The organism is Enterobacter sp. PL_is511 (assembly GCF_055816065.1).
On record NZ_JBVPGP010000019.1, the window covers coordinates 220,924 to 241,147 of the forward strand.

General features: G+C 58.5%; 18 protein-coding genes. 3 read left to right on the forward strand and 15 right to left on the reverse strand.

The genetic code is table 11. From position 1 onward, the window contains the following. Positions 1-91 precede the first annotated feature (91 nt). Entirely contained in the window at positions 92-637 is a 546-nt protein-coding gene (locus tag AC0TN7_RS07385) for a YfaZ family outer membrane protein (RefSeq protein WP_024908300.1), read from the reverse strand. A 411-nt stretch (positions 638-1,048) separates the two neighbouring features. Here AC0TN7_RS07385 and AC0TN7_RS07390 point away from each other — a divergent pair, with 411 nt between their 5' ends. Continuing rightward, the gene (locus tag AC0TN7_RS07390; RefSeq protein ID WP_024908299.1) at positions 1,049-2,407 is read left to right on the forward strand and encodes an esterase-like activity of phytase family protein; all 1,359 of its coding nucleotides are present in this window, start codon (positions 1,049-1,051) and stop codon (positions 2,405-2,407) included. Between the two features lie 430 nt (positions 2,408-2,837). On the opposite strand, the gene yjiA is transcribed toward AC0TN7_RS07390, so the two are convergent. The 14 genes from yjiA to hpaG form a co-directional block, all read right to left on the reverse strand. Continuing rightward, positions 2,838-3,791 (reverse strand): GTPase, encoded by a 954-nt coding sequence (gene yjiA / locus AC0TN7_RS07395; protein ID WP_090419174.1) that lies wholly within the window; start codon positions 3,789-3,791, stop codon positions 2,838-2,840. Between the two features lie 10 nt (positions 3,792-3,801). Continuing rightward, a complete protein-coding gene (locus tag AC0TN7_RS07400; RefSeq protein ID WP_003856610.1) occupies positions 3,802-4,005 on the reverse strand; it encodes a YbdD/YjiX family protein in 204 nt (67 codons plus the stop codon). A 65-nt stretch (positions 4,006-4,070) separates the two neighbouring features. After that, positions 4,071-6,224 carry a carbon starvation CstA family protein gene (locus AC0TN7_RS07405; RefSeq protein WP_032649928.1) on the reverse strand — a complete coding sequence of 718 codons (2,154 nt, stop codon included), beginning with the start codon at positions 6,222-6,224 and terminating at the stop codon, positions 4,071-4,073. A gap of 191 nt (positions 6,225-6,415) precedes the next feature. After that, positions 6,416-7,333: a helix-turn-helix transcriptional regulator gene (locus tag AC0TN7_RS07410; protein WP_024908296.1), complete on the reverse strand. Its 918-nt coding sequence runs from the start codon at positions 7,331-7,333 to the stop codon at positions 6,416-6,418. A 178-nt stretch (positions 7,334-7,511) separates the two neighbouring features. Beyond that, on the reverse strand, positions 7,512-8,024 hold the full coding sequence (locus AC0TN7_RS07415) for a 4-hydroxyphenylacetate 3-monooxygenase reductase subunit (protein ID WP_024908295.1): 513 nt from the start codon (positions 8,022-8,024) through the stop codon (positions 7,512-7,514). Between the two features lie 17 nt (positions 8,025-8,041). Continuing rightward, entirely contained in the window at positions 8,042-9,604 is a 1,563-nt protein-coding gene (gene hpaB, locus AC0TN7_RS07420; protein ID WP_008501307.1) for a 4-hydroxyphenylacetate 3-monooxygenase, oxygenase component, read from the reverse strand. A 196-nt stretch (positions 9,605-9,800) separates the two neighbouring features. Continuing rightward, positions 9,801-10,691 (reverse strand): 4-hydroxyphenylacetate catabolism regulatory protein HpaA, encoded by an 891-nt coding sequence (hpaA, locus tag AC0TN7_RS07425; RefSeq protein WP_024908293.1) that lies wholly within the window; start codon positions 10,689-10,691, stop codon positions 9,801-9,803. Then, positions 10,663-12,015, reverse strand: coding sequence for a 4-hydroxyphenylacetate permease (gene hpaX, locus AC0TN7_RS07430; protein WP_473701985.1), 1,353 nt, complete (start codon positions 12,013-12,015; stop codon positions 10,663-10,665). The genes hpaA and hpaX overlap by 29 nt, the downstream gene beginning before the upstream one ends. A 21-nt stretch (positions 12,016-12,036) precedes the next feature. Next, entirely contained in the window at positions 12,037-12,834 is a 798-nt protein-coding gene (hpaI, locus tag AC0TN7_RS07435) for a 4-hydroxy-2-oxoheptanedioate aldolase (protein ID WP_090419165.1), read from the reverse strand. Positions 12,835-12,843: 9 nt separating this feature from the next. Then, on the reverse strand, positions 12,844-13,647 hold the full coding sequence (hpaH, locus tag AC0TN7_RS07440; RefSeq protein ID WP_473701986.1) for a 2-oxo-hept-4-ene-1,7-dioate hydratase: 804 nt from the start codon (positions 13,645-13,647) through the stop codon (positions 12,844-12,846). 120 nt (positions 13,648-13,767) lie between these two features. Then, positions 13,768-14,148 (reverse strand): 5-carboxymethyl-2-hydroxymuconate Delta-isomerase, encoded by a 381-nt coding sequence (locus AC0TN7_RS07445; RefSeq protein WP_024908289.1) that lies wholly within the window; start codon positions 14,146-14,148, stop codon positions 13,768-13,770. A 9-nt stretch (positions 14,149-14,157) separates the two neighbouring features. Further along, positions 14,158-15,009 carry a 3,4-dihydroxyphenylacetate 2,3-dioxygenase gene (gene hpaD / locus AC0TN7_RS07450; protein ID WP_032649922.1) on the reverse strand — a complete coding sequence of 284 codons (852 nt, stop codon included), beginning with the start codon at positions 15,007-15,009 and terminating at the stop codon, positions 14,158-14,160. Positions 15,010-15,011: 2 nt separating this feature from the next. Further along, positions 15,012-16,478, reverse strand: a complete 1,467-nt coding sequence (gene hpaE / locus AC0TN7_RS07455) for a 5-carboxymethyl-2-hydroxymuconate semialdehyde dehydrogenase (protein ID WP_463726552.1) — start codon at positions 16,476-16,478, stop codon at positions 15,012-15,014. Next, entirely contained in the window at positions 16,475-17,752 is a 1,278-nt protein-coding gene (gene hpaG, locus AC0TN7_RS07460) for a 4-hydroxyphenylacetate degradation bifunctional isomerase/decarboxylase (protein ID WP_473701987.1), read from the reverse strand. Before hpaG ends, hpaE begins: the two co-directional genes overlap by 4 nt. Positions 17,753-18,022: 270 nt before the next feature. Here hpaG and hpaR point away from each other — a divergent pair, with 270 nt between their 5' ends. Next, the gene (hpaR, locus tag AC0TN7_RS07465; protein ID WP_023334396.1) at positions 18,023-18,463 is read left to right on the forward strand and encodes a homoprotocatechuate degradation operon regulator HpaR; all 441 of its coding nucleotides are present in this window, start codon (positions 18,023-18,025) and stop codon (positions 18,461-18,463) included. Positions 18,464-18,546: 83 nt separating this feature from the next. Beyond that, a complete protein-coding gene (gene tsr / locus AC0TN7_RS07470) occupies positions 18,547-20,211 on the forward strand; it encodes a methyl-accepting chemotaxis protein (protein ID WP_024908285.1) in 1,665 nt (554 codons plus the stop codon). The last annotated feature ends 13 nt before the right edge of the window (positions 20,212-20,224 follow it).

A 20,224-nucleotide genomic window follows, 5' to 3' on the forward strand; every position in this document is an offset into this window, starting at 1 on the left:
GGCCTACAATGTGCAACAATTTTAATATATTGCCCCTTTGATTGTAGGCCCGCGCAAGCGTAGCGCCGCCGGGCGAAACGCACACACAGGCTTAGAAGGACACTCCACCGCCTACATATGCGCCGTCAATCAGCGTGTGGTTCGGACGACCGTCTTTACCATCAACGCTCACGTGGCGGTAGCCCACTTTCAGGGTCACCGGCGCGATCGGCGTCCAGCTTACGCCACCATTGGCTTCCACGTAGTTTTTCACGCTGTTGTTCAGCCCTTCTGGCGCCACGTAGCCTTCACCGTACACGTGGATGCTGTCGGTCAGGGCAACGTTTACGCCACCACCGATGGGGAACGCCACGCCGTTATCGCCTTTTTTCGGGCCGATGTAGATGGCTTTGGCACCCGCATTCAGCATTACCGGGCCTACTTCCAGGTTGTAGCCTGCGCCCACGCCGCCGGTCTGGGTACCGTCATCGGTGTTTTTAAGCCAGTTGCTTTCGGCATACAGGCCGGATGAGGATTTCCCCATTTCCAGGTTGAGGTTGGTAAAGTTTTTACCCTGCTCAATGCTGCCACCCATTGCCAGAGCGGAACCCGAGAGGGCGGTCAGAGCAGAAAGAAGAAGGATATTCAGTTTTTTCATGTTTTATGCCTCGTCATTAAATTCATCTGGGGGCACCTTAACAAGCGATTTTTATGACTGCAAATGTGATGAAAGTCGCTGTTTTATGCTGATGTTGTTAAGTTTTTTATAGAAGTTGTTGCAATGCTGTTTGATTGCCGGGGTGTCAACGGGTGATGTTTTGGTGTTTAGGAACCGTTTAATTTTTTGACTAAACATAAACTGAACGAAGAAGGGATAGTGATTAGAGGTGAATTAATTGAGTTTCTAATAATTTCCAAAAGTATTTCAGTTGTCACACAATACAACACAACCTTACATTTCCGGGCATTGAATATACGTTCACTCGCCCATGCCGGTTGCCTTTCCATGTCATTTTTCTGACACGTTTATTCTTTACGTTGTTGGCTTCACTAACTGGATGCTAACAATATGAAAAGAAAAATTATTCCTGTGCTTATCGGTTGTGCGCTCTCTTTCTCTGGCCTGGCGGCACAGCCTACCGCTGAGCGCTATGTCGTCAGCTTCCCTGACGGCTCCCATGTGAAATACAGCGGCGCGTTTGCCGATGCGTTCCCGAACGGGCTCCCGGTGGGGATTGGCTCTGGCCTGCTGTTTACGGGCAAGCAGGACGATGCCCTGACGTTTGCGACCGTGACCGATCGCGGTCCCAACGCCGATGCGCCAAAAATGGGTAAAAACGAAGCCAAAATATTTGTCACGCCAGATTTCGCGCCGCTGCTGATGACCATCCGCGTCCAGAACGGCAAAGCAGAGGCAACGGATGCCCGTCCGCTGCATGACGATAAAGGCGAGATTAACGGTCTGCCGCTGCAAAGCGGCGTGATTGGTTCCACCAATGAAGTGGCGTTCAGCGATACCTTAAAGACGCTCAAGGGTGACAACCGCGGACTGGATACGGAAGGCATCACGCCGGACGGCAAAGGCGGCTACTGGCTGTGCGACGAGTACGGCCCGTTCCTGATTAACGTCGACAGCAAAGGCAAGATCCTCGCGATCCACGGGCCGCAGGCCGCGGAAGGGGAAAAATCCATCGCGGGCGGTCTGCCAAACATCATCAAATGGCGCCAGCCCAACCGGGGCTTTGAAGGCCTGACCCGGATGCCGGACGGGCGGATTATCGCCGCCGTGCAAAGCACGCTGGACATCGACGGTAAGAGCAAAAAGCAGGCGCTGTTCACCCGTCTGGTGAGCTTCGATCCGGCGACCGGCAAAACCGCGATGTACGGTTACCCCATCGACAGCGCGGCCTACGATAAAAACAGCGACGCCAAAATCGGCGACATTGTGGCGCTCGATGACCAGCACATCCTGCTGATTGAGCAGGGAAGCGATAAAAACGACGGGATGCGCAACCTGATTTACAAGGTGGATCTCAGCAAGGCGAGCGATCTTTCCGCCTTTGACAAGCCGGGCGAGTACCCGGAATTTGATGATGAGAAAACCCTGGCGCAGCGCGGGATTACCCTCGCGGCAAAAATGCAGGTGGTCGATCTCCGCGCGCTGGGCTGGCAGCAGGAGAAGGCTGAAGGGCTGGCGCTTATCGACAGCAAAACGCTTGCGGTGGCGAACGATAACGACTTTGGCGTGAAGGTGGCGATGCAAAACCCGGTCGAGGGCAAGAAGCTCAAGGATTATCGGGTGAACGCGGAAGGCAAGTTGACGCTGGATGATAAGCCGGTGGAAACCACGCTCAGCGTGAAGCCGCTGAAGAAGCCGGAGTCCGACAGCGAGCTGTGGATTGTGACGCTGCCGGAGGCGGTGAAATAAGTATCCCCACAAAATAATGCCTGCACAGACGGCCCCCTCTCCCTTGAGGGAGAGGGCTGGGGTGAGGGGGAACATACGGCTGTGGAGGTCATTCCGTTCACTTTATGTTCCTTGCTACTCTGTAACGGCATGACCTGTGAACGTGCCAGGGTGGCTCAATCGCCACCACCCTGGCGACCCGGGCTCCCGGCGGTAAATCGCCGCTTCGCGGTGCCCTCAGCTTATTCCTTCGGGCTATCGGGTCGGGCATGAGCCTGCATCCCTGCAGGCCACGCCCTCTCGGCGCATCCCTGCGCCTCGCCCCGGCCCTACGGAAACGCTTCGGCGATTTACAGCCAGACCAGAACATCGCTGTAATTTATTCATTTTCCTGATACAAAATTCATCGCTTCAGGTTAATAAATTACAGAGGAGAGGGGATGCATGGCGGTTATTTCTTCAGACCCGCAAACGCCGCCCGAATCTCCTCTTCCGGCAGCTGTATACCAATAAACACCATCACGCTGCGCGGCACTTCATCGCCCCACGGTCTGTCCCAGTCGGCGCTGTACAGGCGCTGAACGCCCTGGAACAGCAGGCGGTTGGGTTCGCCGTCAATCCACAGCATCCCTTTGTAGCGCAGCAGCTTGTCGGCAAACGACAGCAGCAGGTTCTCCATCACGCGCGAAACCTCGCTGATGTCCACCGGGTAGTCCAGTTCCACCACAATCGACGCCACGTCGTTTTGCTTGTCTCCCATAAAGTGGAAGCGCGGTTTCGCGGTGACGTTCTCTTCCAGCATAAAGCCGTTGGTGTTGAACAGCTGAGACAGGTCGATATCGCCGTGCGTCACCGTGTAAATTGGCGCGCGGGAGTTGATGCGCGTCAGGCGCTCGCGAAGCTTAACGCTTTCGCCCGCCACGTCGGTTTTGGTCAGCAGGATGCGGTCGGCGTAGCCCACCTGAGACTGGGCGATGGTGAACTGGTTCATCTGCTCGTCGGCGTGAACCGCATCAACCAGGGCAATGACGCCGTCCAGCAGGTAGCGCTGGCAAAGGATCTCGTGAGAGAAAAAGGTCTGAATAATCGGGCCGGGGTCGGCCATGCCGGTGCACTCGATCACCAGGCGGTCAAAGTCGATTTCACCGCGATCGCGGCTGTCGAGCAGGTCCAGCAGGGCGTCTTCCAGCTCGTTAGAGCGGGTGCAGCAGATGCAGCCGTTGGTCAGGGTTTTGATCTGCGTGGCGCGATCGCCAATCAGCTGGTCGTCTACGGAGGCTTCGCCAAATTCGTTTTCGATGACGGCGATTTTAAAGCCGTGCTGTTCATTCAGGATGTGGCGCAGCAGGGTGGTTTTACCGGCGCCGAGGAAACCGGTCAGCAGGGTAACGGCAATCGGGGTCATGGTCTCTCCTTTAGCAGCAGCGGACGCCGCCTTCTCCACTTCCGCCGTAGCGCGCTTCCTGACGCTCGCGGAAGAATTCGGTGTAGGTCATGTACGGCTTATCCGGATGGTTGGTCTTCATATGCTCAACGTAGTTGTCATAGTCCGGAATGCCAATCAGCATTTTCGCCGCCTGACCGAGGTATTTTTTTGCTTCGCCTAAGTTACCAAACATAACCTGTCCTGATAAGAAAAAGCCCGGTGGCGCGCAGCGATCCGGGCCTACAGTTACATGCTGGATTAATGGTGTGAAGAGGTCTTCACGCCGCCTTCCGGCACCGGCACGTACGGGGTTTCTTTATCCGTACGGCCTTCAGCGTTACGCACTTTCAACCAGGTTTTGATGCCGTAGAAGATAATGCTGTACACCACCACCAGGAACAGAATGCTCAGACCCGCGTTGGTGTAGTTGTTCACCACGATATGGTTCATGTTGGCAATCTGCTGGGCAGTCAGGTCTGCGCCGCCTGCGGCAATCTTCTCTTTGTACTGGTTAGCCATGAAGAAGAAGCCTTCCAGCTGCGGGTTAGCGCTGAACAGCTTCAGGCCAAGCGCCCAGGTGGTGCAGAGCAGCAGCCACAGCGCAGGAACCACGGTGACCCAGATGTATTTGGTGCGCTTCATCTTCACGAGGACCACGGTGCCGAGCACCAGCGCCACGGCAGCCAGCATCTGGTTAGAGATACCGAACAGCGGCCACAGGCTCTTCACGCCGCCCAGTGGGTCGACAACGCCCTGATACAGCAGGTAGCCCCACAGGCCGACGCAGCCCGCCGTACCCAGGATGCCCGCTACCAGAGAGTCGGTTTTCTTCAGGAACGGCACGAAGTTACCGAGCAAATCCTGCAGCATGAAGCGGCCTGCACGGGTACCGGCGTCCAGCGCGGTCAGGATGAACAGCGCTTCGAACAGAATACCGAAGTGGTACCAGAAGCCCATGTCCGCCCACGGCAGCACTTTGTGGAACACGTGTGCGATACCGACAGCCAGTGTAGGAGCGCCACCTGCGCGGTTCAGCACGGACGGTTCGCCGATGTCCTTCGCGGTCTGCATGATCTGCTCAGGCGAAATCACGAAGCCCCAGGAGCTGACGGTCGCCGCCGCGTGTGCGCTGGCGTCTTTCAGCTGCGCCATAATCAGCGCCGCGTTGTCACCGCCCATCTCGTGCAGGTTTGGCATGGTGATGCCGAGACCCGCCGGCGGGGTGTTCATCGCGAAGTACAGACCCGGTTCGATGATGGACGCGGCAACCAGCGCCATGATCGCCACGAAGGACTCCATCAGCATCGCGCCGTAGCCGATCAGACGCGCGTCTTTCTCGTTCGCAAGCAGCTTAGGCGTGGTACCGGAGGAGATCAGGGCGTGGAAGCCGGAGACCGCACCGCAGGCGATGGTGATGAACAGGAACGGGAACAGGGCGCCTTTCCACAGCGGGCCGGTACCGTCGATGTACTGCGTTACCGCCGGCATTTTCAGATCCGGGTTAATCACCAGAATGCCGATCGCCAGACCGACGATAACGCCGATTTTCAGGAAGGTCGCCAGGTAGTCGCGCGGGGCCAGAATCAGCCAGACCGGCAGCAGCGCGGAGATAAACGCATAGCCAATCAGCGCGAAGGTAATGGTGGTGTCCTTGAAGGTCAGCGCCGGGCCCCAGTACGGATCGTGCGCAATCACGCCGCCGAAGTAGATGGAGGCCACCAGCAGCACGATACCAATCACCGACACCTCACCTACGCGTCCCGGTCTCAGGAAGCGCATGTAGATACCCATGAACAGCGCAATCGGCACGGTTGAGCAGACGGTGAAGACACCCCACGGGCTTTCGGCCAGCGCTTTCACCACGATCAGGGCCAGCACCGCGAGGATGATGATCATAATCAGGAAACAGCCGAACAGGGCGATAGTCCCCGGCACGCGGCCCATCTCTTCTTTGACCATCTCACCCAGAGAGGCGCCGTTACGGCGAGAAGAGATAAACAGCACCATAAAGTCCTGCACCGCACCCGCCAGCACCACGCCAGCGAGCAGCCACAGGGTACCCGGCAGGTAGCCCATCTGCGCGGCCAGCACCGGGCCCACAAGCGGGCCTGCACCGGCGATAGCGGCAAAGTGGTGACCAAACAGCACGTAGCGGTTGGTTGGCACGTAGTTCAGGCCGTCATTGTTAATGACCGCCGGAGTGGCGCGCGTCGGGTCGAGCTTCATAACCTTCTGCGCGATGTACAAGCTGTAGTAGCGATAAGCAACAAGATAGACGGAAACGGACGCGACCACGATCCACAGGGCGCTTACGTGTTCGCCCCGGCGTAATGCGACAACCGCCAGACAAAAAGCGCCGAGGATCCCGAGTAAGGCCCAGGGCACGTGCTTCAGTAGTTTTTTAGTATCCATAGTAAGACCTGGTTTTTTATGTAAAGAAAAAAGGGTCAGGGTTCGTTGTGAGGAGGTATTGATTAATGCTGGAGCGATCGTGCCAGATCCTCGCGCGTGTAAAGGACGGTAAATGAATGAGTGGTTGAAAGTGACAGGTGAGCGGTCAAAGGGGGCGACGAGCGGTTTCGGCTCGCCGCCAGGGGGCGAAATTATGTGATTGAGATCACTTGATTATTCGGGTTGCGCTCCACCGCCAGATAGTGCTCCAGCGTTCCGAGTAGTTTTTCCTTCAGCCAGTTCGGCTCCAGAATCTGAATATGAGGCAGCCAGTAGAACAGCAGCGGCAGGATCTGGTTCTCGTGGGCCGCCTGGCAGCGCAGCGTGACGCCGCCCTGTTGCTCCGCCAGCAGCTCTTGTTCCGGCAGAAGATCGCGACGCAGGAAGTAATGTGAAATATTATCTTTGATGAATATTTTCACCGCGAAAGTATTTTCAGAGACCCAGGGGTCTAGGCTTTTTTCCAGCAGCGCAAGGACATTTTCTTCCGGGGTGAAGGTCGTTTTCTGAATATCAAACCAGCTAATCTGACTCAATGAGAAGGATTTCAGGCGGCTATTTTCGGTGGCTTGTAAATACCATATATTTTTTTTGTTAATGAGTTTATAGGGATTAATCAGACGGGTTTTCCCCTTATAAACAATCTGACAAACATTATGGTTTTTAATCGATCTCTCGATTTTCGTTAAATGACGGCGAATATCACGTTGTACCGTGTGTTCGGCTTCATTCGCAAGAATAAGAATATGGTTTTCGTCAACGCGCGTTTCAAGATTCTGCCAGAATTCCGTATTTCTTTCAGGGAAAAAGCTATCAGCATTCAGGAAGTTAGCAAGAGTGTGATGTAAGCCCTGTCCGCCAGGCGATTGTGCCGAATGGATCAGTCGATATAGCCCGTTACCGGTATGTTCAACAATGGGAGAGAGGGCATTTAAATCCCGGTAGACGGTACGCTCGGTAATTTTGAATTTCTCCATTAGCGCACTGCGGTTTACCACACCGTTTAAATGTAGCTCAACCAGAATATCGACCAGACGTTCAGCCGAGCGGCTCCGCGTCGTTTTAGCCATAAGGTCATCCTGTATATTTAGGTATGCGCTGAATGATGCGGGTGCACTGACACAGAATGTCAGTATTCAGGCACAGAAAATTTCTCTTATGGTTATATAACGGCGTGATTTAGCGGAAACCTTAGGAGTTTTTGTAGAAAGCGGCGCTGGCCGGAAAAAAAGGCCAGCGCGAGGGGGATTACAAGGCGGCTTCCGCCTCCAGCATAACCGGGTGGAAACGGCGCCTGAAGTAGATCAGGCCGTGTCCTGCGTCACTCAGGATGATGTTTTTAATTTCAACAAGGTAGACAAGATGCGTGCCGATGGTTTGCACCTGGCTAATCTCGCCTTCAAGGCTGGCCAGCGCGCCCTTGAGTACCGGCTGCGCCAGCGGGCCTTTTTGCCAGCAGGAGAGGGCAAAGCGCTCCTCCATCGTTATTCCGGTCATCCCGGCGAAATGGCGAGCCATGATCTCCTGCTCGTGGTTCAGCACGTTAACGCACAGCCTGCCGTTACCCTGAAATACCGGATTCATGGCGCTGTTGGCGTTGATACACACCATCACTGACGGCGGCGTGTCCGTGACCGAGCAGACGGCGGTAGCGGTGATGCCGCAGCGTCCGGCCTCACCCTCGGTGGTGATCACATTGACCGCCGCCGACAGGCTACTCATTGCGTCGCGAAAACGCAGGCGTTGTTCATCTGAATGCATTGCAACCTCCCGCTGCGCTATTTCAGCAGCTTGTCGAGCATGTTGATATCGCTGTTGTTGTGCAGGTGCGGTACGGTCCAGCCGTGCTGATCGTATTCGGACATGCAGCGGTCGACCATCGCCATCATCTTGTCCATGTTGCCGGAGCTCTGCGCCTGGCGCAGACACTGCAGGCGGATCTCATCCTGGCTACCGGAGTAGTTAATTTCGTACAGCTCGTGACGACCGCCAAACTCGCTGCCGATGGCATCCCACATCAGTTTCAAAATCTTGATGCGTTCGACGTGATCCATGCCGTTGGAGCCGCGTACGTATTTCGCCAGATACTGGTCGATCTGCGGGTTGTTCAGGTCGCGGGCACTGGAGGGCAGGTAGATCAGCCCGGAGGTGACGTTACGTTCGATGATGTTCTTGATCTTGGCGTAGGCCATCGGCGCCATCACGCGGTAGGTTTGCAGCGCGGCGTGATCCGGCAGGTAAGCGCCGTTGACCCACGGGGTGGCTTCAGAACACATGGAGTCGCTCAGCGCCCAGAACATGTTGCGCCAGGCCACCACTTCGCCGAGATCCGCCTGCACGCCGCGGAACTCCAGGGTACCGGTGCACTCCAGGGATTTCTTCAGCAGGGCGGTGATAAAGTCGAGCTTCACCGCCAGACGCACGCAGGCCTGCAGCGGGTACATGCGGGCGAAACCGCCTTCCATCGTCCAGCGACGGCAGCGGTCGAAATCGCGGTAGATCAGCACGTTTTCCCACGGGATCAGCACGTGATCCATCACCAGGATGGCGTCGTTCTCGTCGAAGCGGCTGGAGAGCGGGTAGTCGTACGGGGATCCGGTTGCGCCTGCCACCATCTCGTAGGAGGCACGGGAGATCAGCTTCACGCCCTCGGCATCCATCGGCGCGACGAACATCAGCGCGAAGTCCGGGTTTTCGCCCATCACCTGCGCGGAACCGAAGCCGATCATGTTGTAGTGGGTCAGCGCCGAGTTGGTTGCCACCACTTTCGCGCCGCTGACGATAATCCCGGCGTCGGTCTCCTTCTCCAGCTTGATGTAGACGTCTTTTACCTCGTCCGCCGGCTTGTGGCGGTCGATTGGCGGGTTAACGATGGCGTGGTTGAAGTACAGGCCGGTTTCCTGAATGCGGGTGTACCAGTTCCGGGCGTTCTGTTCGAACTGGCCGTAGAAGGCCGGGTTGGCGCCCAGCGCGCAGCCGAACGCGGCTTTGTAGTCCGGCGTGCGGCCCATCCAGCCGTAGCTCAGGCGCGACCACTCGGCGATGGCGTCGCGCTGCTGGCGCAGGTCGTCGGCGCTTTTCGCCACGCGGAAGAACTTGTGGGTGTAGCCGCCGCTGCCGGTATCGGTGCCCCAGCAGAGCGTGTCCTGCATGTCCGGCTTGTGCAGCGCGTCGTACATCTGCGCGATGGAGGCTGCCGCATTGCGAAACGCCGGATGGGTGGTGACGTCTTTGACGCGCTCGCCGTAGATATAAATCTCACGACCGTCCTGCAGGCTTTTTAAATACTCTTCGCCGGTTAACGGGCGTTTGGCATCAGCGCGGAACTCTTCAGGCTTCATAGGGGACCTCGTATCGGAATAGGGTTGTTAAATTTATGTTTTGTTTTTGTTGTTTAATTGAAGCCTGAGAGGGACGTAACGTGAAGGGACGATTGGGACAACGGCGGGTACTTTTCGGGCGGGATTGGGTTTTGTGATCTGTGCGGCTTTTCGGCGGGTGGCGCTGCGCTTACCCGCCCTACGAACCGTGATGCGTTCAGGAAACCGGTACTTTCTGCGCCCGATACGCGCTGGGCGAGCACCCCACTAAGCGGTTAAAAAAGCGGGCGAAATAGGCCGGATCTTTGAACCCCAGCTGCCAGGCAATCTCGCTGACGGTGCTGTCGGAGAAGAGCAGCAAGCGCCTGGCCTCCCGCAGCTGGCGGTCGAAGATCAGGCGTTTTGGCGGGCGGTTGGCGAAGCGGCGACAGATATCGGTCAGGCGGGATTCGGTCAGGTGCAGCTCGCTGGCGTATTCCGGCACCGTCCAGTGCTGGTGGTAGTGGGTGTCGATCAGCTGGGTAAAGCGCTGGAACAGCTTCAGCTCGCCGCGCATGCCGCCTGAGGCGTGGTCGTCGAGCTTCGCGTTGCGCAGCAGCAGGGTAAACACCGCCTGCGCCAGCAGGACCAGGGTATGCTCGCGCCCGGGCAGCTGCTCCGTGGATTCCCGGGCAATCAGCTGCCAGTAGTGCTTCAGCGCCGCCAGCTCGTCCGGCCTGTCGGAAAGCGAAAGGCAGATCCCCGGCAGGCCGAACGCCTCCCGCGTGCCGGGGTAAAGCACCTCCAGCAGCGGCCAGATCAGATCCTCGCGCACCGTCAGCACGTGCCCATCGCTGTCGGATTCGGTGATAAACGCGTGCGGTACCGACGGCGGCGTGAGGACGAACAGCGGGGCCTGCACCGAGTAGCGGTGATCGTCGAGCTGGAGCTCAATCTGCCCGGTATCGAGAAAGTGCATCTGAAAGTACTGGTCGTGACGATGCGCCTGCATGTCGCGGCCAAAAAAGGCCGCCATGCGGGCGAACGACTGGTAGTGCACATCGTCGGTGCCCAGACTTTCGTCGTACTCCTTGCTGATATCAATGTTGGCGATAGGGCTCTGGCACATGAGCGTTCCTCTGTTGATCCCGCTGCGTCATCGGAATGCGCGTCAGCACCAGGGCGCCGACCACCAGCAGCCCGGCCACGAACCACAGCCCGGAGCTGAAGCTACCGGTCGCGTCGCGCAGGATCCCAATCAGCAATGGGCTGACGGCGGATCCGACGTTGCCGATGGCGTTGATCACCGCCAGCGCCACCGCGCGGGATTGCAGGCTAATAACCCGATCCGGCGTGGTCCAGAATATCGCCATGGCGGTAAACGATCCGGTTGAGGCCATGATGATGCCAAGCAGCTGGATCAGGCTGTGATCCGTCGCGGAGGCCAGCATCCATCCCGCCGCGGCGAACAGGTACGGCAGGATGGTGTGCTTTTTTCGCTCTTTCAGCCTGTCGGAGCGGCGGCTCCACCAGATCATCCCGAGGATGGTGCAGAACTGCGGTATCGCCGCCAGCAGGCCGATGACGATGTTGCTGCTTCCCGTGTTGAAGCTTTGCAGGATCTGCGGCGTCCAGATGTTGATCGCGCTCAGCGTGTTGGTCAGGCAGAAGTAGGCCAGCGTGTAGAGCAGCACCGCCGGGGTCAGCACTTCGCGCAGGGTAGAGCGTGCCGAGGCAGGCTGCGTTACGGCCAGCTCCTGCTCGCGGGCGATCATCGTTTTCAGCGCCTGTTTTTCGTCGTCATCCAGCCAGGTGGCCTGGTCCGGCGTGTCGTTGAGGTAAAACCAGGTCACCACGCCGAGCACCACCGACGGCAGCCCCTCCAGCAGGAACAGCCACTGCCAGCCCTTGAGGTTCCACAGCCCGTCCATCGCCAGAATGTACCCGGAGAGGATCGAACCGAGCATCATGGTCACCGGCATGGCAATCATAAACAGCGCGTTGGCGCGGGCGCGGTGATAGGCCGGGAACCACCAGGTGAGATAGACCAGGATCCCCGGCAGGAAGCCGGCTTCGGCAATGCCCACCAGCATGCGCAGGACGTAGAGGGTTTCGGGGCTGGTGGCGAACATGGTGCAGGTGGAGGCAACACCCCACACCACCATGATCCCGGCGATCCAGCGTCGCGCGCCGATCTTCGCCAGCATGATGTTGCTCGGGATGCCGCACAGCACGTAGGTGACGTAAAACAGCGTCGCGGCCAGACCAAACATGGTTGACGTGAGGCCCAGATCTTTACCCATCGTCAGCCCGGCGAAGCCGATGTTGATGCGATCGAGGAACGAGAAGACAAACAGGATAAAGAGAAAGACGATCAGACGCCGGAACAGCTTGTGAATGACGCGGTGTTCAACAGTTTTATTATCATGAGTTTGCAGGGTAGAGGTCGTCATGGTGCGCTCCAGATCTTACGTTTAGTAGACGGATTTATTGTTATTAACTGACGTAACCGGTTGTTCGATAAAACGTGCCGCCAGCGCTTCCGCGCCGCGGGCGAGCAGGGTGGTGTCGACGCCGACGGCGACAAACAGCGCGCCGAGTTCGAGGTAGCGTTTAGCCAGCTGCTCGTTCGCCATCAGGATGCCGGGGGCCTTACCGGCAGCGCGTATCTGCGCGATCGCCTGCTCGATGGCGGCCTGCACTTCAGGGTGCTGCGGATTGCCGGCAAAGCCCATGTCGGCGCTCAGATCCGCCGGGCCGATAAACACGCCGTCGACGCCTTCCACGTCCAGGATCTGCGGCAGGTTTTTCAGCGCCTCGCGGGTTTCAATCTGCACCAGCACGCACATGGCGTCGTTGGCCTGCTGCAGGTAGTCCGGGATGCGGTTCCAGCGCGACGCCCGCGCCAGGGCGCTGCCGACGCCGCGAATGCCCGCAGGCGGGTAGCGGGTGGCACGTACCGCCAGCCGCGCTTCGTCGGCGTTTTGCACCATCGGCACCAGCAGGGTTTGCGCACCCACGTCCAGCAGCTGTTTGATTTGCACCGGGTCGTTCCACGACGGGCGCACCACCGGCTGGCTCGGATAAGGGGCGATAGCCTGCAGCTGGGTTAAGACGGTCTGCACGCTGTTCGGCGCGTGTTCGCCGTCGATCAGCAGCCAGTCGAAGCCTGCTCCGGCCAGCAGCTCGGCGCTGTAGCTGCTGGTCAGCCCCAGCCATAACCCAATTTGCGGACGGCCTGCTTTCAGCGCCGCTTTAAATGCGTTTTGCATCGTGCTCTCCTAGACAAAGCGGCAGCTGATGGAGCCCATGTTGCCGTAGTCGACGTGGAAGGTGTCGCCTCTGCTGGCGGGCACCGGGCGGGTAAACGAGCCGCCGAGAATGATCTGGCCAGGCTCAAGCTGCACGTCGTACGGCGCAAGCTTGTTGGCCAGCCACGCCACGCCGTTGGCCGGGTGGTTCAGGACGCCTGCGGCCACACCGGTCTCTTCGATCACGCCGTTGCGGTAGAGCAGGGCGGAGATCCAGCGCAAATCCAGCTCGTCGGGCTTAATCGGACGGCCGCCGAGGATCACGCCCGCGTTGGCGGCGTTATCGGAGATGGTGTCGAAGACCTTGCGCGGACGCTGGGTCTCCGGGTCGACGTTGTGGCAGCGGGCGTCGATCAGCTCCAGCGCGGGGATGACGTAATCCGTGGCGTTATAGACGTCGAAGATCGTGCAGTTCGGGCCGCGCAGCGGTTTTGCCAGCACGAACGCCAGCTCCACTTCAATGCGCGGGACGATGAAGCGATCGACGGGAATGTCGCTGCCGTCATGGAAGAACATGTCGTCCAGCAGCGCACCGTAGTCCGGCTCGCTGATTTGCGAGCTGGCCTGCATCGCTTTGGAGGTGAGGCCGATCTTGTGGCCCTTCAGCACGCGGCCTTCGGCAATCTTCAGGCTCACCCATTCGCGCTGGACGGCGTAGGCGTCGTCGATGGTGATCTCCGGGTACTCAAGGGAGATCGCGCGGATCTGCTCCCGGGATTGTTCCGCCTGATGCAGACGATGGGCGATCAGGGTATGGGTATGTTTATCGAGCATGGCGATATCCTGTTTTATGTTTTTTCTCCCTCTCCCTGTGGGAGAGGGACGGGGTGAGGGCATCAGGCCGCAGAGATTTCCCCTCACCCTAACCCTCTCCCACAGGGAGAGGGGACGGTTTTACTTAAACAACGCGTGCACGTTGTTCTGTTTGTAATTAAGCGTCGGGTGCAGTTCGTCGAGCTCAAACGACAGCGCCAGATAGCGGCTCGCCATCAGTTCCGCAAAGTGCGCTTTGATCAGCCCAAACAGCATCTCCCCCACGGCTTCCCGGCTCTCCAGACTGCGCCCCGCGCCAATCTTCAGCGTCATATGGACAAAGGCGTAATCGTGCTTGCCGTCAGCCATCTGCCAGGTGTCCAGCCAGTGGGCGCGGCTGCGGATACCGCCGAGCGGGAAGATGCCCGTGGCGGCGAGCGCCTCGTTCACTTTGGCGAACAGCCCCGGCAGGTCGGCCTGCTGGCGGATGTTGTCGGTACATTCAGCAATAAAATGCGGCATGGTGGCTCCTTATGCGGGCAGCGGGAAAACGGCGTTGACCTGGCCGGTGCCGGAGCTGGCGAACAGCTCGGTGAGAAACTCCACCTTGCCGTCGTATTTGTCCCAGCCGAGCATGCCCAGCAGCATCACCGTGTCGTGCATGTTGCCCTCGCCGTAGCAGTAGTCGGCGTACTCCGGCAGCATGCTGCAAAACTCCTTAAACTGACCCTCGCGCCACAGCTTCACCACGCGCTCGTCCATCTGGCGGTCGAACTCGCGGGTATAGCTGTTCATCCCTTCTTCCGCGCGCTGGTCGTCGATAAAGCGGTGCGACAGCGAGCCGCTGGCGAGCACCGCCACGGTGCCGTCGTATTTTTCGATGGCGCTGACGATGGCTTCGCCCAGCCTGCGGCTGTCGGCGAAGTCGTGAACCGTGCAGAACGCCGAGATGGAGATCACTTTGAAGTGCTTATCTGCGTTCATGTAGCGCATCGGCACCAGCGTGCCGTACTCCAGCTTGAGGCTCGGGATGTTGTGCGCTTTGGCACGCACGCCGAGCTTCACCGCCTCGTCGGCAATCAGCTGGCCCAGCGCCGGGTTGCCGTCGTAGTCGTAGGTCATGTCGCGGATAAAGTGCGGTAGCTCGTTGCTGGTGTAGACGCCTGAAAAATGGTCCGCACAGTTGATGTGGTAGGCGCTATTCACCAGCCAGTGGGTATCGAACACGATGATGGTGTCCACGCCCAGTTCGCGGCAGCGCTTGCTGATCTCTTTGTGTCCGTCGATGGCCGACTGGCGGCAGCCGTGGTTTTTGCCCGGCAGCTCGGAAAGGTACATCGACGGCACGTGGGTGATTTTCGCTGCTAACGCTAATTTACCCATTTTCAGATCCCCCACTTTGGAATCGGATGGTCGCCCATGGAGATGCAGACGTTCTTCATCTCCGCGAACACCTCGAAGCTGTACTCGCCCCCCTCGCGGCCGGTGCCGGAGGCCTTCACGCCGCCAAACGGCTGGCGAAGGTCGCGCACGTTCTGGGTGTTGACGAACACCATGCCTGCTTCGATATTGCGCGCCAGGCGCAGCACCTTGCTGACGTCCTGGGTCCAGATGTACGACGCCAGGCCGTACTCCACGTCGTTGGCCAGGCGCAGCCCTTCCGCTTCGTCCTTGAACGGCAGCAGGCAGGCCACCGGCCCGAAGATCTCCTCCTGCGCCACGCGCATGCGGTTATCAACATCCGCCAGCACGGTCGGGCGCAGGAAGTTGCCGCCTTTCAGGTATGCAGGCAGGTCGGTCGGTTTGTCCGGGCCGCCCGCCAGCAGGGTTGCGCCTTCCTCGATGCCGAGGCGGATATAGCCGGAGACTTTCTCCCAGTGCTGCTGGCTAATCAGCGCGCCAATCTGGGTATTTGGATCGGTCGGGTCGCCCACGCGCAGGCGGTTGGCTCGCTCGGCAAAGCGCTTCACGAATTCCGGGTAGATGCTCTGCTGGATAAAGATGCGGGAGCCCGCGGTGCAGCGCTCGCCGTTTATGGAGAAGATGGTGAACAGGGCGGCGTCCAGCGCGCGCTCGATATCCGCGTCTTCAAAAATCAGCACCGGGGATTTGCCGCCCAGCTCCATGGAGTATTTCTTCAGCCCGGCATTTTTCATGATGTTGCGCCCGGTGGCGGTGCCGCCGGTGAAAGAGACCGCGCGCACGTCGTGATGACGCACCAGCGCATCGCCTGCCGTCGCGCCGTAGCCCTGAACGACGTTCAGCACGCCCGCCGGAATACCCGCTTCGAGGGCCAGTTCGCCCAGACGGTCGGCGGTCAGCGGGGAGAGTTCAGACATCTTCAACACCGCGGTATTACCTAAGGCCAGACAGGGCGCGACCTTCCAGGTGGCGGTCATAAACGGCACGTTCCACGGCGACACCAGCGCGCAGACGCCCACCGGCTGTACCAGGGTGTAGTTGAGCATCTTGTCGTCAACCGGGTAGGTCTTGCCGTTCATTTGCTGGCACACCTCGGCGAAAAATTCGAAGTTGTGCGAGGCGCGCGGGATCAGCACGTTTTTGGTCTGGTGGATCGGCAGCCCGGTATCGGCGGTTTCCATGGCGGCGATCTCCGGGACGTTCTGGTCGATCAGATCGCCCAGACGACGCACCAGGCGCGCGCGCTCCTTCATCGGCAGGTTGGCCCACTTCGGAAACGCCTCTTTGGCGGCGGCAACGGCCTGATGGATTTCGGCTTCACCGCCGGAGGCCACTTCAGCCAGGACCTCGCCGGAGGCCGGGTTAGTGGTGTGGAAGTAGTCGCTGCCCGCGACGTTTTTACCGTTGATCCAATGGTTTATCTTTTTCATTTTGCCGTCTCCTCACTCACAATTCGGTTCACCAGGCGTCCCACGCCTTCCACTTCCACCACCACCTCATCGCCCGGCACCACGTCGGAGAGCCCCTTCGGCGTGCCGGTGGCAATCATGTCGCCCGGCTGCAGGGTCATAAAGTCGCTCAGGTACGCGATCAGGTACGGGATGCTGAAGATCAGATCCGCCGTGGTGCCTTCCTGGCGCAGCTCGCCGTTGACGAAGGTGCGCAGGGCGAGGTTGTGCGGGTCGGGAATGGCTTCTTTTGGCACGATGTTGGGGGAAATGGGGGTCAACCCGTCGCGGCTTTTCACCCGCAGGTTCGGGCGGTAGTAGTTTTCCAGGTAGTCGCGGATGGCGTAGTCGTTGCAGACCGTATAGCCCGCAACATAGTCCATCGCCTCGGCTTCGCTCACCTTACGCGCCGTTTTGCCGATGACCACCACCAGCTCCGCTTCATAGTGCATATATTCGATATTGTTCGGGCGCACCGACGTCTGGTTGTCGCCGTTGAAGGTGTTTGGCGCTTTGATAAAGACCAGCGGCTCGGTGGGCGGCTTGAAGTCCAGCTCGCTGGCGTGGTCGGCATAGTTCAGACCGAGGGCAAACAGCGTGGCGTGCGGCGGCGTGCTGTGCGCAATAGTGACATTGCGCTCATCCACCACCGGGTTTTCCAGCGGCGGAAAGCCCTCCGCCAGAATACGCACGCGATCGCCCGGGCGGATCTCAACGCGGCTGTGAGGGGTACCGAGCAGGATCGCATCGCCGGGATTGAGGGTGGCGAACTCGCTCAGGGCGCTCAGCAGTTCGGCAGCGTTACGCTGAAGATCGGTGGTGTTCCAGTGGTCCGCTTCGCGGCCGTTGATCTCGGTGATGATGGTCAGGTTATCTACGTTATCAACGGCGACAAGTTCGCCGAGCGGGCAGAATCCATCACGACATTTGGCCTTGATGGCCGGGCGATAGAAGCTCTCTTCCGGCAGGCTCACCTCGTTGGCCAGCGCATACCCCGCGATGTGCTCCGCAGCGTCCTCCACGCGCACCTTGCTGGCGGTTTTGCCCACGACCAGCGCCACCGTGGCGCCGCTGAGCACCTTTTCCCCCTGCGGGAACGGAATGGGTTCGCCCGCACGAATCACGGTGTTATGGGGTTTGATAAACCACACGGCTGTTTTCGGCGGCGTGTTGTAGGGGGCTTTTTCAAATGCCTCACGCCAGGCTTCACGCTGGCTTTGATGGTTGAGGGCGACGGCAAAAACGGTACCTTTCATTCACATACTCCTCAGGCCGGATGTCCTGTTTGGATTTCATTAATATGTTAATGATCTGGTTTTATGCTTTTGCTGCTCATTTCGCAATCAGAAGTGAAAAATTTGTGATATGAATAACAATAAATTTACATATTGAGTTTTATGTGCATTAAAATCAGTGAGTTAACAAAATCGATGGGTTTCTGTTAGACTTTTTGATGGAAAACGTGTTGTTTATAAAAACATCTTTTAGTGATTGTTTACTTGTTAATGATGAGAAGGGAAGAGGCTATGCATGATTCATTAACCATCGCGCTGCTGCAGGCGCGGGAAGCAGCGATGTCCTACTTCCGCCCGATCGTGAAGCGCCATAATCTGACCGAGCAGCAGTGGCGCATTGTGCGCGTGCTGGCTGAACATCCGTCGATGGATTTTCACGATCTGGCGTTTCGCACCTGCATCCTGCGCCCGAGCCTGACCGGTATTCTGACGCGCATGGAACGTGACGGCCTGGTGCTGCGCCTAAAGCCGGTGAACGACCAGCGCAAGCTGTACGTGTCGCTGACCAAAGAGGGGAATGCGCTGTATGAACACGCTCAGGCGCAGGTCGAAGAGGCGTATCAGCAGATTGAGGCGGAATATACGCCGGAGAAGATGAAACAGCTGACGGCGCTGCTGGAAGAGTTTATTGAACTCGGAAACCGGCATAACGCAGCGCGGGAAGAAGAGTAAAAACCCCAAATTCCAGGATGATTTTCGTAAAGTTTTCCCTTTCCAGGCCGAAAATTCTGTATCTGCCTGAGGAAAGAGAAAACATGTTAAACCGTATCAAGATTGTCACCAGCTTAATGCTGGTTTTAGCGATATTTGGCCTTTTACAACTCACATCCGGTGGTCTTTTCTTTAATGCTCTGAAGAATGACAAAGAGAATTTCACCGTCCTGCAAACCATTCGCCAGCAACAGTCCACGCTGAACGCCAGCTGGGTAGCGTTGCTGCAAACCCGTAATACCCTGAACCGCGCGGGTATCCGCTACATGATGGATCAGAGCAATATCGGCAGCGGCGCGACCGTTAACGATTTGATGCAAATCGCGTCTACGTCTCTGAAACAGGCGGAAAAAAACTGGGCTGCCTACGAAGCCCTGCCGCGCGATCCGCGTCAAAGTGATGCGGATGCCATGGAGATCAAGCGTAACTATGATATTTACCACGGTGCGCTGGCGGAGCTGATCCAGCTGCTTGGCGCGGGCAAAATTAACGCCTTCTTCGACCAGCCGACCCAGAGCTATCAGGACGGTTTTGAGAAGCAGTACGTGAGCTACCTGCAGCAGAACGACAAGCTGTACCAGATGGCGGTCGAAGACAGCAACAGCTCCTTCAGCCAGGCTATCTGGGTGCTGATTAGCGTCCTGATTGCCGTGCTGGTGGTGATCGTGGCCGTCTGGCTCAACATCAAGCAGACGCTGATCTCCCCGCTGAATCGTCTGATCGACAACATTCGCCATATCGCCAGCGGCGACCTGGTGAAGCGTATTGAGGTTCAGGGCACCAACGAAATGGGTGAACTGGCCGACTCGCTGCGTCATATGCAGGGTGAGCTGGTGCGTACCGTCGGCGACGTGCGTAACGGCGCGAACGCGATCTACAGCGGCGCGAGCGAAATTGCGATGGGCAATAACGACCTCTCCTCCCGTACTGAACAGCAGGCCGCTTCCCTGGAAGAGACCGCTGCCAGCATGGAGCAGCTGACGGCGACCGTTAAGCAGAACGCCGAGAACGCCCGTCAGGCGAGCCATCTTGCCCTGAGCGCCTCTGAAACCGCGCAGAAAGGCGGCAAAGTGGTGGATAACGTGGTGCAGACCATGCGCGATATCGCGGGCAGTTCGCAGAAAATTGCCGACATTATCAGCGTGATCGACGGCATTGCTTTCCAGACCAACATCCTGGCACTGAACGCGGCGGTAGAAGCGGCGCGTGCGGGCGAGCAGGGCCGTGGCTTTGCGGTGGTGGCCGGTGAAGTGCGTAACCTGGCCCAGCGCAGTGCCCAGGCGGCTCGTGAAATCAAGAGCCTGATTGAAGACTCCGTGGGTCGCGTGGAAGTGGGTTCAACCCTGGTAGAAAGCGCCGGTGAAACCATGGGTGAGATCGTGAACGCGGTGACCCGCGTAACGGACATCATGGGTGAAATCGCCTCTGCGTCTGACGAGCAGAGCCGCGGTATCGACCAGGTGGGTCTGGCGGTAGCTGAGATGGATCGCGTGACCCAGCAGAACGCCTCGCTGGTTGAAGAGTCTGCCGCGGCTGCGGCCGCACTGGAAGAGCAGGCGAGCCGCCTGACTCAGGCCGTGGCGGTGTTCCGCATTCAGCAGGAGCAGATGAAAGCGCGCGAATTCGCTGCGGCTAAAGCGGTTTCCACGCCGGTGATGGCGCGTAAAACCGCGACGGTCGATTCAGGCGATAACTGGGAAACGTTCTAACTCGGTGCGTTGT